The sequence below is a fragment of the Flavobacterium sp. Arc3 genome, from assembly GCF_041431375.1.
GTDB lineage: Bacteria > Bacteroidota > Bacteroidia > Flavobacteriales > Flavobacteriaceae > Flavobacterium.
Genome location: NZ_JASMRI010000036.1, coordinates 1 through 14,849, shown reverse-complemented (window position 1 = coordinate 14,849; position 14,849 = coordinate 1). Strand labels below are relative to the sequence as shown.

Sequence of the window (14,849 nt, the reverse complement as noted above, 5' to 3'; positions counted from 1 at the left end):
TCGCTTATCGTTTGCCAATAAACAAAAGTTAGATTCCATTATCGTATTGAAATACTGAAATTATTTCTTTTTTGCTTTTACAGCAGCGGCTACAAAATTCACAAAAATAGGATGTGGATTTGCAACGGTACTTTTATATTCTGGATGGTATTGTACACCAATGAAAAAAGGATGATCTTCCAATTCCACGATCTCAACTAAACCTGTATCTGGATTCACTCCTGACGCTTTCAATCCTGCATTTTGCAATTCATCAACGTAAGCACTGTTGTACTCATAACGGTGACGGTGACGTTCAGAAATTGTTGACTCTCCGTAAATTTTATAAGCTAACGAGTCTGGTTTGATATCACATTTCCAAGCTCCAAGACGCATTGTTCCTCCTTTGTCAGTTACATTCTTTTGCTCTTCCATTAAATTCACTACAGGATGCTTAGTTCCCTCGTTCATTTCTGTCGAATTAGCATCAGCATATCCTAAAACATTTCTGGAGTATTCGATAACAGCCATTTGCATTCCCAAACAAATTCCGAAAAACGGAACTTTATTTTCACGTGCATAACGAACTGCTTCTATCTTTCCTTCAATCCCTCTTTCACCAAAACCTGGCGCTACAAGCACACCGTCAAGATCTTTGAATTTCTCTTCGATATTTGAGGCGTTAATATACTCAGAATGAATTGAGATTATATTTACTTTAGTCTCATTTGAAGCTCCTGCATGAATAAACGCTTCTAAAATTGATTTGTAGCAATCTTGCATTTCTACATACTTACCAATCAATCCGATGTTTATGCTGTGTTTTGGGTTTTTTATTCTTCGTAAAAAAGTATTCCAATGTTTCAAATCTGGAGCTGCTTTTTTAGGTAAGTCTAATTTCTTTAAAGCAACAACGTCAAGACCTTCTTCTAACATTAAATTAGGCACTTCATAAATCGTAGCCGCATCAATAGATTGAATAACCGCTTCTCTTTTTACGTTGCAAAATAAGGCTAATTTATTACGAATTTCATCTGAAATTTCATGCTCCGTTCTACAAACTAAAATGTCAGCTTTAATTCCGCTCTCCATTAAAGTTTTTACTGAGTGTTGTGTAGGTTTTGTTTTCAGCTCTCCTGCTGCAGCTAAATAAGGTACTAGAGTTAAGTGAATAACAATTGCATTATGCTCCCCTAGATCCCAAACAAGTTGACGTACAGATTCTATATAAGGCAAGGATTCTATATCCCCAACTGTTCCACCAATTTCAGTTATAACAATATCAAAATCACCTGAATTACCAAGCAATTGCATTCTGTCTTTTATTTCATTGGTGATATGAGGAACTACTTGTACTGTTTTTCCAAGAAATTCTCCTCTTCTTTCTTTTTCAATAACTGAAAGATAAATTCTTCCTGTAGTAACATTATTGGCTTGAGAAGTAGGAACATTCAAGAAACGTTCGTAATGTCCTAAATCTAAATCAGTTTCAGCACCATCATCCGTAACATAACATTCTCCATGTTCGTATGGGTTTAAAGTACCCGGATCAACATTTAAATAGGGGTCGAATTTTTGGATAGTTGTCCGATACCCTCGTGCTTGTAACAATTTTGCCAATGATGCTGCGATTATACCTTTCCCTAAAGAAGAAGTCACACCGCCAGTAACAAAAATATATTTCGTTTGATTCATGCTGTTGTTGTTTGTATAGTAGTTGTGTCAAAAACTCGGCAAAAATACGATTATATATTGAGAATATGCTAATTTGAAAATGAGATAATTCGGAAAATTGACAATTCCTTAATACAAACCCTTTTAAACAAAAAACCTCCCTAATTTCTTAAATTAGTGAGGTTTTGGATATCTTTTTTTAATATTCCTTATCAATTCCTCCAGTCCATTCAGCTTTAACTCATATATAAGTTTTAATTGCTCGCCTAATTCTCCCTTGGGGAAGCCTTTGTTATTATACCATACTACGTAGTACTCAGGTAAATCGATTAAGAACTTTCCTTCGTACTTTCCAAAAGGCATTTTTGTATGGGCTAATTTTATAAGTTGTTGTTGATTTTTATCCATTAAGAATGAAGTAGTAGATTTGAAGATAGAAGCGGGAGTTAGAAAATTCAAACGTTTAACTCCCAAACCTCTAAGCTATTTAATTATTTCTAGTTAAAAGTGATTCGTTTTCCAATTTTAGGATTTAAACTCAAGAAAATAGCACAAGTCATCGCTGTCTTTTCTAGAATAGTTTTGGTTTTTTGATCTGCACTGATATTAATATCAAAGACAATCTCTATTGTTCCAATTCGTCTTGGCTCGGCGTTCATGATTTTTTTAACTGAGGCTGTAGCTCCGGTAATATCCACATTGATATCCCGGCCTTTTATTCCCATAACGTCATTATACAACTCGCTAAAGCATTTGCAACGGTATCGTTAGGCAAAAAAGCCTCTCCTTTTTCCGTTATTATCCAAAGGAGCATCCGAAACAATTTCATTTCCTGATTGTAAATGTATCGATGATGTTCTTAAATTTCCTAAGTAGGTTACTTTTAACATCATTAGTTTGCTTCTTTAATAGTCATATCCGTATCATAATACAAAATAAAAACACCTTTATTAGTGTATCCACCATCTTCTTTTCTATAATATTCGAATTTATTTTCTCCTCGTTTTGTCGCCGCTGAATTTACAGTCTCTTCAAAACTTTTATTTTGAACCAATCGAATCATAGTATCAAAAGTCATATCAAAACCACGAGTAGCGTAATCACTAGGAAAAATATTGTTTGCCTTTCTGAACTTTTTTTCGAAAATTGCCACTTCAGGAGATACATAATCACTAGTAACCGACGGATACATTAATTTCAGTTTCGTAAGATTCGTAAATTTAATTTCATCAGTATCTAATGTTTCATTAGGCTCTAAAATCACCAATTGTACTTGATATGCAGGCATAGAACTCAACATAGCTGCTATAGTCGTTTTTATCATCCAAGTATTCCCTGTTTCCATTACAACATAATTCATTCTACCTTTAACTAACATACTTTTTAGACTTTCTGAAGATAAACTCCCATTCTCTTTAAAAGCAACGAAGAGAACTTCTTTTTGGTATTGTTTTATGTATTGCATAATAGACTCCTTTTTCTTGTCTACTACAGCTATAATATTACCATTTCTTGCACGCATGTAATCAAACATCGCCCCCTTAATAACTTCATTTGTAGGTATCGTCTGATATAAATTAGCAAAAGGATTCCCAATATCTTTTGATAGTGGAGAAATAACTGGTACATTATTCATACCCACTAACTGCGCCGCTGCCTCAGCATTACTTTGATAAAACGGACCAATTATCGCATTAGCGTTTACAAGATTTTTACTTTGAATTAGTGCCGCGACATCAGAACTGTTTTTAGTTTCACGAGAATCATAAATCTCGACATCGATAGGAAGCCCCAAAGTTTTAGCTGAATCAATTGCTATTAGAGCTCCAGCATAAAAGTCTAAAGTCATGTTTAAAAACTTATCTTTTTTCAAACGGCTATAAGTAGAGTTTATAGTATCCCCCTCTATATTAGCAAGATTAAAAGGCAAAAGCATAACCATTCTTTTACGGTTATCGTAAGTAATCTTTTTAGACAAAGACTTGTATTCCTTTTTATCGTCAATTGAGACTGGAGTTTTGGAAGGAATTCTCAAAAGCATCCCTATTTCAACTCCGTTGTTAAGGTCTGGATTAAGTGCAATAAGTTCCTCTTGGGTCATATCAAACATCTTTGACAAACTGTATAGCGTTTCTTTAGGCTTTACTTCGTAAGCAACATAATCAATAACTGTTAAAGCACTTTTAAGGTTTTGTTTCTCCTTTTCGTCTTTTGACTCTACTTTCTCAATTACTTTCTCTACAACTTTTGGAGCTTTTGGAGCTACCCCTTTAATTATCAGTCTGTATCCAATAGGTAAATTACTAATCACTTCAGGATTGCGTTTTTCCAATTCCTCAATAGTAATTCCATATTTCTTAGAAATAGAATATTTCGTTTCCTTAGCAAGTACATCATGATAAATAAATTTATCTTGATTTACGATAGTGTTTTTCGGAGAATTTTTCGGAGAATTTTTTGAAGGAATGGTAAGGGTTTGCCCTATTTGCAACCCATCGTTTTCAAGAAATGGATTTACTCTTTTCAAGTCTTCATCAGAAATCCCATATTTCTTTTCAATTCCGTACAAGGTTTCTTTTGCAATTACTAAATGAGACTGCCCCTGTACAATTGTTTTAGTCGGTACACTTGTAATTTGCGCCCCTGCTTTATTTGGAATCAGCAAAACACTGTTTGGCCTTAGACCACTTTGTGCATCTGGGTTTAATTGATAAATATCAAAAGGAGTAACGCGATACTTTTGTGCTATTTGATTGATAGTTTCTCCTTTCTCCACTTTATGCGTAATGGGTTTTTCTTGTGAAAAAACGTTTGTGGTAAAGAAGAAAACAGTTATGTAGATTGCAAAAAAATACTTCATCATAGTAGGTATATATATTATTGGTTCAAAGATAACAAAAACGGTACCAAATTTTAATTAAAAAATTGGTACCGTTTATATATAGATCATTAAAATTTAAATTTTTAATATAGACAATCAATAGGTCCTATTCCCATTCAATTGTTGCTGGTGGTTTTGAACTAATGTCATATACCACTCTATTAACTCCTTTCACTTTATTTATAATATCATTAGATACTTTCATTAAGAAATCATAAGGTAAATGTACCCAGTCAGCTGTCATACCATCTGTAGATTCAACTGCACGTAAGGCAACTACTTTTTCATAAGTACGTTCATCGCCCATTACTCCAACACTATTTACAGGAAGAAGAATTGCTCCAGCTTGCCATACTTTGTCATACAATCCCCAAGATTTCAAACCATCAATAAAAACCGCATCTACATCTTGTAAAATACTAACTTTTTCAGGCGTGATATCTCCTAAGATTCTAATAGACAATCCAGGTCCAGGAAAAGGATGTCTTCCTAATAATTCTGGATCAATTCCTAATGAAGCCCCTACTCTACGTACCTCATCTTTAAAAAGCATACGGAGTGGCTCTACTATTTTCAATTTCATATAATCAGGTAAACCACCTACATTATGGTGAGATTTTATTGTCGCTGAAGGTCCTTTTACAGAAACCGACTCAATTACATCAGGATAAATGGTTCCTTGTGCTAACCATTTTACGTCTTCAATTAAATGAGATTCATCATCAAAAACTTCTATAAATACTCTACCAATAATTTTACGTTTGGTTTCGGGATCACTTACTCCTGCCAATTCTGACAAGAAACGATCTCCGGCATCTACTCCTTTAACGTTTAAACCCATTCCTTTGTATTGATCTAATACACTTTGGTATTCGTTTTTACGAAGTAATCCGTTATTCACAAAAACACAGTATAGATTTTTACCAATAGCTTGATGTAATAAAACCGCTGCTACAGTAGAATCTACTCCGCCAGAAAGACCTAAAACCACTTTATCATTTCCAACTTTCTCTTTCAACTCCGCAACCATTTCTTCAACGAAAGCATTTGGAGTAAAATTTTGAGGAACTTCGGCAATTTTTACTAAGAAATTTTCCAGCATTTTTGATCCATCTGTAGAGTGAAAAACTTCTGGATGGTACTGAATAGCATAAGTTGTTTCGCCCTCAATTTTATAAGCTGCAAATTCAACATCGTGCGTACTAGCAAGCTTTACGCCATTAGTTGGCAAAGCTTTTATACTGTCACTATGACTCATCCAGACTTGGCTACCCTCTGAAACACCTTCAAAGAAAACTTCATCCTCTTTAATATAAGATAAATTAGCTCTACCGTATTCTCTCGTATTTGAAGCTGCTACTTCCCCACCACTAAAATGAGCTAAGTATTGTGCTCCGTAACATACGGCAAGCAGAGGTAGTTTACCTCTAATTTGAGATAAATCTGGATGTGGCGCATCTTCTCCTCTAACAGAAAAAGGGCTTCCACCAAGAATTACGGCTTTATAACTTGATAAATCACTCGGAAAATGATTGTATGGGAAAATCTCGCAGAATATATTTAATTCGCGAACTCTACGCGCAATAAGCTGTGTATATTGCGATCCGAAATCTAAAATAAGTACGTTGTGTTGCATGCGCAAAAATACTTTTTATATTCGGAATTGAAAAATTGAATTTTGAAAAATTGTAAATTATTTTTCCGCCGTAACATTTATAATAATAAAAAAGGGGGAAACCACTAAAATAAAACTAACCAACACTTCGATTTTAAGCTTAATTATGATATAATATAAGAAATAACTACATATGAAAAACAGCTACATATAAATACAAAAAAAACACAAACCACTAGCATATAATTGTTTACAAAAAAACCGATAAGCAAAAAAGAAAAATATAAAAACAGAAGCCTCTTCATTAAAGCATTACTCCTTTTTTATTAATTACTTTTGCAATGAAAAAAAAAAAAAAAAAAAAAAAAACATTTTGAAAAAATATATTTATACAGCCTTTGCCACTTTAAGCCTTTTTATCGTTTCCTGCAGTGTTGTAGATCAGTTACTGACATTTACTGTTTCCAATCAAACAGAGTTTAAAATCGCAAGTAATTTTCCGCTTAACATTGCTAGTGGAATAGTAACGCCGGATGTCCCTACAAACTCTAGCGCCGAATTTGAAAACAACAACACAAAAGCTAATTTAGTCAAATATGTTAAATTGAAGGAATTAAAATTAAGTATCACAGATCCTGATGGTAAAACCTTTAGCTTTCTAAAATCAATCCACATCTATATTTCAACTGATGCAAATGATGAAATAGAGTTGGCTTATTTGGAAAATATCAGCGCTACAACAAACACGATAGTTCTTACTCCCACTTCTGAAAAATTAGACAATTACATCAAAGCTTCCAGTTATAAATTGAGAACGGAAGCAGTCATTAGGGAAACACTGACTACAGATATTACGGTAAAAGCAGACATGAAGTTTAAAGTTACAGCAGATCCTTTCTAGTATATAAAAAAAAACTTTTACTCTTTTATAAATGTAAATTTAGATTTGACTCCGGTATCAAAATTATTCCATAAATCAGACAGTAATAAATTTCCTTCGTTATCATAAATATAAAAAGCTCCTGTATTTCCTCCCAAAGCCCCTCGGTTTAAGGCCTGTAACTCTAAATAATTAAGTCCCGCTTGAAGATCTATTTTGATGTCCTTGAAACTTGATTCTAAGTATAAATTATTTGCTACGACAGCACTCTTATAATTGTGTATAACGGTAGCCTTTATCAAATCTCCGTCAATTGCACCATAATCTCGCACTCGAATCACTAAAGATTTTGACTTTGTACGAATGATTCCAAAATCCAAGTCTTTTAAATTGAGATACGATGTATCCTCCTTTAAGCCACTACTTACTAATGACTTCTCAATACTCTTGTTCATTTTATCTCGTATTTCATCACCTGGATTAATAAAATCATTGGTTTGAATCATAGAAATAGGATCAGGATCACCAATTTTAAAATTAGTACTCTGAAATTTAACTTCAGGCTTTTTTAAAATATTTGGAGCTACAATATCTGGTGGCGCAACCGTTGCTGGCATTGCTTTTTTAGTTTTAATGCTTGTATCTAAAGGAGGTATTGCTTTAAACTTAGAACTAAACTCAGTTTGAGAATAGCTGTTTATTGCAAAACACATCATAATAACCAATAATATCTGTTTCATATTATACTACTTTGTTTTTAAATACTCTAAATATCAAGTTGCGACAAATATACCGTGCTTTCTATTTAGAAAACAAAACCTTAGACTAACATTAAATAAAAATTAACCTAATTTAGCAATGAAACACATTCTAGGCTTAGTATCACCATCCAATTCCTCATTGTTTTAAAAAAATTAACAAACTACTTATAGATTATTGTTTGTCTACAATTATTGTAGCCTTGTAACCTTCGCCTATATTCCATTGACTTGAAGAGATCAACTTTCCATTATCGTCATAAACTTCAAATTCTGCCGTATTTGGTGAGGCAAAACCTTCATTTAAAGCTTCAAAATCTATTCTATTAATCCCTTTTTCAAGTTTTATTTCAAATCCTTTAAATTCTCCTTCCAATAAAACTTCATAATCTACCACTTTATAGTTTACGTAAATCCTAATTTTATCACCATCAACATAAGCTGCATCGCGATACCTAACTTTTGCTGTTTTAGAATTGGTTTTAAAAAGACCTAAATCTTGATTTCTTCTATAAACTTCTGAAGCAATTATAACATCATTTTTGGGGACTTTAAAAGTGTTTTCTGGTATAGCAGCAGCAACATACGGTATAACCTGGGGTGGTCCTGGATCTCTAGGAACTACTGCCTCAACTTTCAATTCTTTGCTTTTAGGAGGAACCGCTTTAAATTTACCTTTAAATTCTTCCTGAGAATAACTATTAGAAATCATTCCTAATAAAAAAAGAAAAAAGAAAATTTGCTTCATTTTAATTGTGTATCTATTTATCATATGTTCATTTTTTTTAAAGTAAAAAACCAAAATTATAAAAACATAAAAATGGTATACTTTATACTTCCTTTTATAACTTCAAATTTTCAATAATAGTATGTTTTAGTAAATAAAATATGCTAAAGCAGCCCTTTCAAAATCGAACTTATTTATATAAAATCAGTATTTTTTATTTTAATATTTTTTATAAATTGCAAAAAATATACCAAAAACTAGATAACCAAATACCATTCCTTAATTAACAAGCTAAAAACTATCAAAATGAAAAGAGAAAACATATTAACAGGTTCGCCTTGGGAAGATAAAATGGGCTATTGTCGCGCTGTACGTATTGGGAATATTATTGAAGTTTCAGGAACCGTAGCGATTGTAGATGGAGAAAAAGTAAAAGCAGATGATGCTTACTCTCAGACATTTAATATTCTTGAAAGAGTAGAAAAAGTACTTGAAGATTTAAATGCAAGCATGAAAGATGTCATTCGCACCCGAATTTTTACTACTGACATCACTTCCTTTGAGGCCGTTGCTAAAGCACATGCACATTTTTTTAAAGAAGTAAAACCTACTACCGGTTTTTATGAAATTAGTAAATTAGTAGCTCCTGAATATCTTGTAGAAATTGAATTTACAGCTGTACTTCCTGAAAAACACAATATTTCCGAAGGAATATAATACTTTAGCAAAAAATTGCTTGGGTAATACCGATGTTGAAAAGAATGAATTTAGAAAAAACAAAAAAAATTGTAGAAGGAGCTCTCAAATGGATTTTCATTTGTGTTTTGATAGGTTTTTTGTCTGGCTCAGCCTCTGCTTTTTTATTAGTGGCGTTAGAGTGGGCTGCTCAATATAGAGGGCAGCACAACTGGATTATTTGGCTATTGCCAATAGGTGGATTAGTTATAGGATTAGGATATCACTATTATGGTCAAGAAGCAGTAAAAGGAAACAATTTATTATTAGAAGAATATGAAACTCCTAAAAAGAGGATTCCTTTAATAATGGCTCCGTTAGTGTTAGTAGGTACGATCATTACCCATTTCTTTGGAGGCTCAGCCGGTCGTGAAGGAACTGCTGTGCAAATGGGAGGTGCAATAGCCGATCAGTTTACGGGCCTTTTTAAACTTGATAATTCAGACAGAAGAACAATTATCATACTCGGAATCAGTGCGGGATTTGCTTCCGTTTTTGGGACACCGTTGACCGGTGCTTTATTTGCTTTAGAGGTACTCTACTTTAGTAAAGTGAGTTTCAAAAGCATTATTTTATCTTTTTTAGTAGCCTTTATGGCGTACTACACAGTCGAATTCTGGGAAGTACAACACACCCATTATACAATTCCTGTCGTCCCTGCATTTACTTTTAAATTACTGCTTTGGATTATTCCTGTTAGTATATTGTTTGGACTAGCAGCCATGCTTTTTTCAAGAAGCACTCATTTTTGGGGTGCATTATTTTCGCGAACAATCCAATATCCGCCATTGCGTCCTTTTGTGGGAGGGATACTACTAGCATTCGCAATGTATTTCATCGGAACCACAAAATACCAAGGTTTAGGTGTCCCTATAATTGTCGAATCATTTTCTAATCCAAGTGGATATTATGACTTTTTACTAAAAATATTATTCACTGGATTTACTTTAGGTGCTGGATTTAAAGGAGGTGAAGTTACTCCCTTATTTTTTATTGGCGCCACCATGGGAAGTGCCTTATCCATTTTTGTCCCAATGCCTATTGCTCTTTTGGCTGGAATGGGGTTTGTAGCTGTCTTTTCAGGAGCCACACATACCCCTATTGCCTGTACCGTTATGGGAATGGAACTCTTTGGTATAGAAAGTGGATTATTTATAGGGATTGCTTGTTTCACAGCTTATTTAGCCTCGGGACCAATAGGTATTTACAATTCACAAATTGTAAAAGGACCTAAATATCATTTGTATGAAAAATTCAAAAGAAGAAGATTAGACAATTTTTGAAATGAAAAACAACGTTAACTTCTAAATATTTTCAACTTTACATTAAAAAAATGTAATTTCGCACACTATGAAAATACAAGACATTCAAGCGATACAGTTGTTATTAGCAACACCAAAAAAAATTGCAATCATTCCACATAGAGGACCTGACGGGGATGCTATGGGTTCTACTTTAGGATTATATCATTTTTTATTAAAAAACAATCACGAACCTATCGTGATTGCTCCTAATGAATTTCCGGAGTTCCTTTCTTGGCTTCCAGGCTCAGAGGCCATTAAAATATTCGAAAAAGACAAAGAAAATTGCACTAAAATACTAGAGACCGCCGATCTTATTTTTACGCTAGACTTTAATGCCTTGCACCGTGTAGGGGGTGATATGGAGGCTGTTTTAGCCGTGATGAAGGCGCCATTTATAATGATTGACCATCATCAAAAGCCAGATGACTATGCTGCTTATACTTATTCAGACACCTCTTTTGGTTCTACTTGTGAAATGCTGTACAACTTCATTTCCTTTCTTGGTAAAAAAGAAGATATCGATAAGACTATAGGAACCTGTATTTATACTGGAATTCTAACCGACTCTGGTTCTTTCAGATTCCCAGGAACTACAGGAAATACACATAGAATTGTTGCTGATTTAATTGATTTAGGTGTTGAGAACACTAAAATACCCAATTTACTTTTTGAAAATAGTTCTTACAGTAGATTGCAACTATTGGGTAGAGCACTTCAAAATTTGAAGGTAATTTCAGAACATCATGCAAGCTATACTACCCTTACTCAGGATGAATTGAATACCTTTGGTTATGTGAAAGGAGATACGGAAGGCATCGTAAACTATGGTTTGAGTATAAAAGGAATTGTATTTACAGCCATTTTCATCGAAAATAAGGACGAAAAAATAATCAAAATATCTTTCCGTTCACAAGGAGACTTTGATGTAAATCAATTTGCAAGAGATCATTTTCAAGGTGGAGGACACCGCAATGCGGCTGGAGGAAAATCAGAAGTATCCATGGAAGAAACAGTACGTAAATTTGAAGATTTAATAACAAAACTAACAATATAAGACATCATGAAATTTAGTCCTATTATTGCAATTGCTTTATTTTTTTTTCTTACGGTTTCCAGTTGTAAACAGCAGCAGGAAGCCCGAAGACCAATTTCACAAACTTCAGGAAGTTTCATGAAAAAATCAGTGGTAAGAAATAAAAAATTAGTGGCTGGCGAAGAAGATCAGATCAAGAAACTAATGAAAAGCAATCCAGAAGTGGATTATATTGCTTCTTCAAAAGGCTATTGGTATTCTTATGAAACTGCAAATGAAATAGACACCCTAAGCCCAAAAAGAGGAGATGTTGTTTTCTTTGATTATGAAATAAAAGACCTTAGTGGTGCTGTCATATACTCTGAATTAGAATTGAGACCACAAATATATTATGTCGATAAACAGGACATTATGATGGGATTAAGAGACGGAATCAAACTAATGCATAAAAATGAAAAAGTAAATTTTCTTTTTCCTTCGCATATGGGGTTTGGTTATCATGGAGACAATAAAAGAATTGGTGTAAACCAGCCTTTAATCTGTACTGTTACATTACACGATTTTAAACCGGAAGCCGTTTATAAAAAACAATTGGAAACAAAATCAATTACTACAGTTCCAACTTTAAAAAAGGCACAACCAGACAGTACCCCACAAGCAGCAGCTCCAATAAAAAAAGCAAAAGACACTTTAAAATAGTAAGTTAATCACTATCGTTATGAAAAAAAGAATCCTATTCGTATTACTTGCAATTGCTACACTATATTCCTGCAATGAGGAAAACAGCAATCTTCCAGATGGTTTATATGCAAAACTAGAAACTAGCAGAGGAACTATAATAGTAGCTTTAGATTATAAAAAAGCACCTATTACTGTAGCCAACTTTGTTACTTTGGCCGAAGGTAAAAATGATTTCGTTACCAATGATAACCTGAAAGCAAAACCATTTTATGATGGCCTGAGGTTCCACAGAGTTATTAAAGATTTCATGATACAAACTGGAGATCCATTAGGTACAGGTTCAGGTGATGCCGGATACAAATTTAAGGATGAAATTACCGATTTGCGTTTTGATGGTGGTGGCGTTTTGGCAATGGCAAATAATGGCCCTGCAACTAATAGCAGTCAATTTTTTATTACGCATGTTGCAACCCCATGGTTAGACGGTAAGCACACCATTTTTGGACATGTAGTTGATAAAGGAATGAATGTTGTAAACTTGATTGAACAGAACGACTACTTGAATAAAGTTACAATTATTCGAAAAGGAGAAGCTGCAAAAAAGTTTAACGCGGTAAAAACATTCTACGATTACTTCTCTGTGGAGTCTGAAAAGCAAAAGCAAAAATTGGCTTTAGCAGAACAAAGCAAAAAAAAATACGACGAGAAATATAAAGATGTTCGTGAAGACAAGGTTAAATATTTTAATGCCTTAAAAAGTAAAGCAACAAAAACTTCTACCGGACTTAAATATGTAATCACTCACAAAGCAGGGGGCAAAAAACCTGCAAAGGGTGCACCGCTATCTATTCATTACGCAGGTTTTCTGGAAGACGGTCATCTTTTTGATACAAGTATAGAAAATGTAGCTCAAACTTATGGAAAATTTGATCCAGACAGAGCCGCTCAAAATGGATATCAGCCTATTCCTTTTCAGGCAGGGAAAAAAGATGGCATGATTCCTGGTTTCATTGAAGGGTTAGAAAAATTATCTTTTGGTGATAAGGCAATTTTATTTATACCTTCTCACTTAGCGTATGGTGCCGGTGGAGCAGGAGATGTAATTCCGCCCAATGCAAATATTGTTTTTGAAATAGAATTATTGGAAGCAGCACCTCAATAATCAAATAGACCTTTATAAATTAGTCCTTAAATAAATATAAAATGAAACTTAAACTTCTATTTTTAATGTGCATCGGAATGATAAGTGCACAGGCTCAAACCACAAAAAAAATAGTCCCTACTAAGAAACCTGTCTCAGCAGTTAAGGCCGTAGTAAAAGCTCCAGTTGTCGAAAGTATCTTTGCAACTATTTCTACAACTAAAGGCGATATAACCACTCAGTTAGAGTTTGAAAAAACACCTGTTACGGTTGCTAATTTCATTTCGCTTGTTGAAGGAAAAAACACTTTTGTTACAAATGATAAATTGAAGGGGAAACCTTTTTATGATGGTTTAAAATTTCACAGAGTCATCAAAGACTTTATGATTCAGGGAGGAGATCCTACAGGAAGTGGTGGTGGTACTGCTGGCTACGCTTTTAAAGATGAAGTCACTGACCTGAAGTTTGACAAAAGTGGTGTTTTGGCTATGGCCAACTCTGGTCCAGCGAGCAATTCCACTCAGTTTTTTATAACTCATAAAGATACGCCATGGTTAAACGGAAAGCACACTATTTTTGGCCATGTAACTGAGGGCATGAACGTCGTAAATGCGATTGCTCAGGGTGATGCGATTACAAAGATAACTATTACAAGAAAAGGTGCTTTGGCAAAAAAGTTTGATGCTCCAAAAGTATTCTCCGATTATTTTTTAAATAAAGAAGAAGATGCTAAGAAACAAGCATTAATCGATGCAGAAAATAAAGCGAAGCAAGTAGCAGCTGAAGCAGGAAACAAAGCGAAGCAAGCAGCGGCTGAAGCAGAAAGTAAAAAAGTCTATATGGAAAAATATGCGCCGGTAATCGCTTCAAAAAAGGCTTATTTCGCTACTGTAAAAGCAACTGCTACTACAACACCTTCTGGATTGACTTACAAAATAGTTCAAAAAGGTACAGATGTAAAACCGATTGACGGTAGTACTTTCTATTTTCACTATGCCGGTTATTTTGAAGATGGAAGCTTATTTGACAGTAGCTATGAAGACGTAAATAAATCGTACGGTAAATACGATCAGTATAGAGCCGCACAAAACGGATACCAGGCTTTTCCTTTTCAAGCAGGAAAAAAAGAGGGTATGATTCCTGGCTTTTTAGAAGCATTATCTTTAATGTCTTATGGAGACAAGGTAGTCGCTTTTATCCCCTCTAAGCTAGCTTATGGGGAACAAGGTGCTGGTGGTGTTATACCGCCAAATACGACCCTGATTTTTGAATTGGAAATGTTCGAAAAACCAACAACAACACCAAAACAATAACAATAACATAAAGACTTTTAATGAGACTTTAAAACAAAAACCCGATACATTAAAATAGACTGAACCCAAAAGTTTGGACAAATTTATAATTAATTTTGATAATAATGAGCTCGATATTGTATCGGGCT

General features: G+C 34.0%; 13 protein-coding genes and 1 pseudogene. 7 read left to right on the top strand and 7 right to left on the bottom strand.

The genetic code is table 11. The features are described from left to right. Positions 1–60 precede the first annotated feature (60 nt). From QO200_RS18220 to guaA, 5 genes and pseudogenes are all read right to left on the bottom strand, one after another. The gene (locus QO200_RS18220) at positions 61–1,674 is read right to left on the bottom strand and encodes a CTP synthase (RefSeq protein ID WP_371543119.1); all 1,614 of its coding nucleotides are present in this window, start codon (positions 1,672–1,674) and stop codon (positions 61–63) included. 153 nt (positions 1,675–1,827) lie between these two features. Further along, complete coding sequence (locus tag QO200_RS18215) at positions 1,828–2,061, bottom strand: DUF3820 family protein (protein WP_074722953.1); 234 nt, start codon at positions 2,059–2,061, stop codon at positions 1,828–1,830. Between the two features lie 89 nt (positions 2,062–2,150). After that, positions 2,151–2,546, bottom strand: a pseudogene (locus QO200_RS18210) (OsmC family protein). After that, entirely contained in the window at positions 2,546–4,513 is a 1,968-nt protein-coding gene (locus QO200_RS18205) for a LysM peptidoglycan-binding domain-containing protein (RefSeq protein ID WP_371543157.1), read from the bottom strand. The pseudogene QO200_RS18210 and the gene QO200_RS18205 overlap by 1 nt, the downstream one beginning before the upstream one ends. 127 nt (positions 4,514–4,640) lie before the next feature. After that, positions 4,641–6,170 (bottom strand): glutamine-hydrolyzing GMP synthase, encoded by a 1,530-nt coding sequence (guaA, locus tag QO200_RS18200; RefSeq protein WP_371543117.1) that lies wholly within the window; start codon positions 6,168–6,170, stop codon positions 4,641–4,643. 352 nt (positions 6,171–6,522) lie between these two features. Here guaA and QO200_RS18195 point away from each other — a divergent pair, with 352 nt between their 5' ends. Beyond that, the gene (locus tag QO200_RS18195; protein ID WP_371543114.1) at positions 6,523–7,050 is read left to right on the top strand and encodes a hypothetical protein; all 528 of its coding nucleotides are present in this window, start codon (positions 6,523–6,525) and stop codon (positions 7,048–7,050) included. Positions 7,051–7,067: 17 nt separating this feature from the next. On the opposite strand, the gene QO200_RS18190 is transcribed toward QO200_RS18195, so the two are convergent. Both QO200_RS18190 and QO200_RS18185 read right to left on the bottom strand, forming a co-directional pair. After that, complete coding sequence (locus tag QO200_RS18190; RefSeq protein ID WP_371543112.1) at positions 7,068–7,769, bottom strand: hypothetical protein; 702 nt, start codon at positions 7,767–7,769, stop codon at positions 7,068–7,070. A 193-nt stretch (positions 7,770–7,962) separates the two neighbouring features. Next, positions 7,963–8,559 (bottom strand): hypothetical protein, encoded by a 597-nt coding sequence (locus tag QO200_RS18185; protein ID WP_371543109.1) that lies wholly within the window; start codon positions 8,557–8,559, stop codon positions 7,963–7,965. Between the two features lie 261 nt (positions 8,560–8,820). Between QO200_RS18185 and QO200_RS18180 the strand changes: the two genes are divergently transcribed. The 6 genes from QO200_RS18180 to QO200_RS18155 all read left to right on the top strand — a co-directional run bounded on the left by QO200_RS18180 (position 8,821) and on the right by QO200_RS18155 (position 14,721). Further along, on the top strand, positions 8,821–9,231 hold the full coding sequence (locus QO200_RS18180) for a RidA family protein (protein WP_371543106.1): 411 nt from the start codon (positions 8,821–8,823) through the stop codon (positions 9,229–9,231). 44 nt (positions 9,232–9,275) lie between these two features. After that, a complete protein-coding gene (locus QO200_RS18175) occupies positions 9,276–10,532 on the top strand; it encodes a voltage-gated chloride channel family protein (protein WP_371543104.1) in 1,257 nt (418 codons plus the stop codon). Positions 10,533–10,599: 67 nt separating this feature from the next. Beyond that, positions 10,600–11,607 carry a bifunctional oligoribonuclease/PAP phosphatase NrnA gene (locus QO200_RS18170; RefSeq protein ID WP_371543101.1) on the top strand — a complete coding sequence of 336 codons (1,008 nt, stop codon included), beginning with the start codon at positions 10,600–10,602 and terminating at the stop codon, positions 11,605–11,607. A 6-nt stretch (positions 11,608–11,613) separates the two neighbouring features. Next, positions 11,614–12,285: a gliding motility-associated peptidyl-prolyl isomerase GldI gene (gene gldI / locus QO200_RS18165; protein WP_371543098.1), complete on the top strand. Its 672-nt coding sequence runs from the start codon at positions 11,614–11,616 to the stop codon at positions 12,283–12,285. Between the two features lie 19 nt (positions 12,286–12,304). Then, complete coding sequence (locus QO200_RS18160) at positions 12,305–13,429, top strand: peptidylprolyl isomerase (protein ID WP_371543096.1); 1,125 nt, start codon at positions 12,305–12,307, stop codon at positions 13,427–13,429. A gap of 41 nt (positions 13,430–13,470) precedes the next feature. Next, positions 13,471–14,721: a peptidylprolyl isomerase gene (locus QO200_RS18155; protein WP_371543094.1), complete on the top strand. Its 1,251-nt coding sequence runs from the start codon at positions 13,471–13,473 to the stop codon at positions 14,719–14,721. The last annotated feature ends 128 nt before the right edge of the window (positions 14,722–14,849 follow it).

Coding starts and splice junctions, on each gene's coding strand:
- gldI (WP_371543098.1), top strand. CDS start 11,614: ATGAAATTTAGTCCTATTATTGCAATTGCTTTATTTTTTTTTCTTACG.
- QO200_RS18190 (WP_371543112.1), bottom strand. CDS start 7,769: ATGAAACAGATATTATTGGTTATTATGATGTGTTTTGCAATAAACAGC.
- QO200_RS18160 (WP_371543096.1), top strand. CDS start 12,305: ATGAAAAAAAGAATCCTATTCGTATTACTTGCAATTGCTACACTATAT.
- guaA (WP_371543117.1), bottom strand. CDS start 6,170: ATGCAACACAACGTACTTATTTTAGATTTCGGATCGCAATATACACAG.
- QO200_RS18220 (WP_371543119.1), bottom strand. CDS start 1,674: ATGAATCAAACGAAATATATTTTTGTTACTGGCGGTGTGACTTCTTCT.
- QO200_RS18205 (WP_371543157.1), bottom strand. CDS start 4,513: ATGAAGTATTTTTTTGCAATCTACATAACTGTTTTCTTCTTTACCACA.
- QO200_RS18155 (WP_371543094.1), top strand. CDS start 13,471: ATGAAACTTAAACTTCTATTTTTAATGTGCATCGGAATGATAAGTGCA.
- QO200_RS18180 (WP_371543106.1), top strand. CDS start 8,821: ATGAAAAGAGAAAACATATTAACAGGTTCGCCTTGGGAAGATAAAATG.
- QO200_RS18170 (WP_371543101.1), top strand. CDS start 10,600: ATGAAAATACAAGACATTCAAGCGATACAGTTGTTATTAGCAACACCA.
- QO200_RS18175 (WP_371543104.1), top strand. CDS start 9,276: ATGAATTTAGAAAAAACAAAAAAAATTGTAGAAGGAGCTCTCAAATGG.
- QO200_RS18215 (WP_074722953.1), bottom strand. CDS start 2,061: ATGGATAAAAATCAACAACAACTTATAAAATTAGCCCATACAAAAATG.
- QO200_RS18185 (WP_371543109.1), bottom strand. CDS start 8,559: ATGATAAATAGATACACAATTAAAATGAAGCAAATTTTCTTTTTTCTT.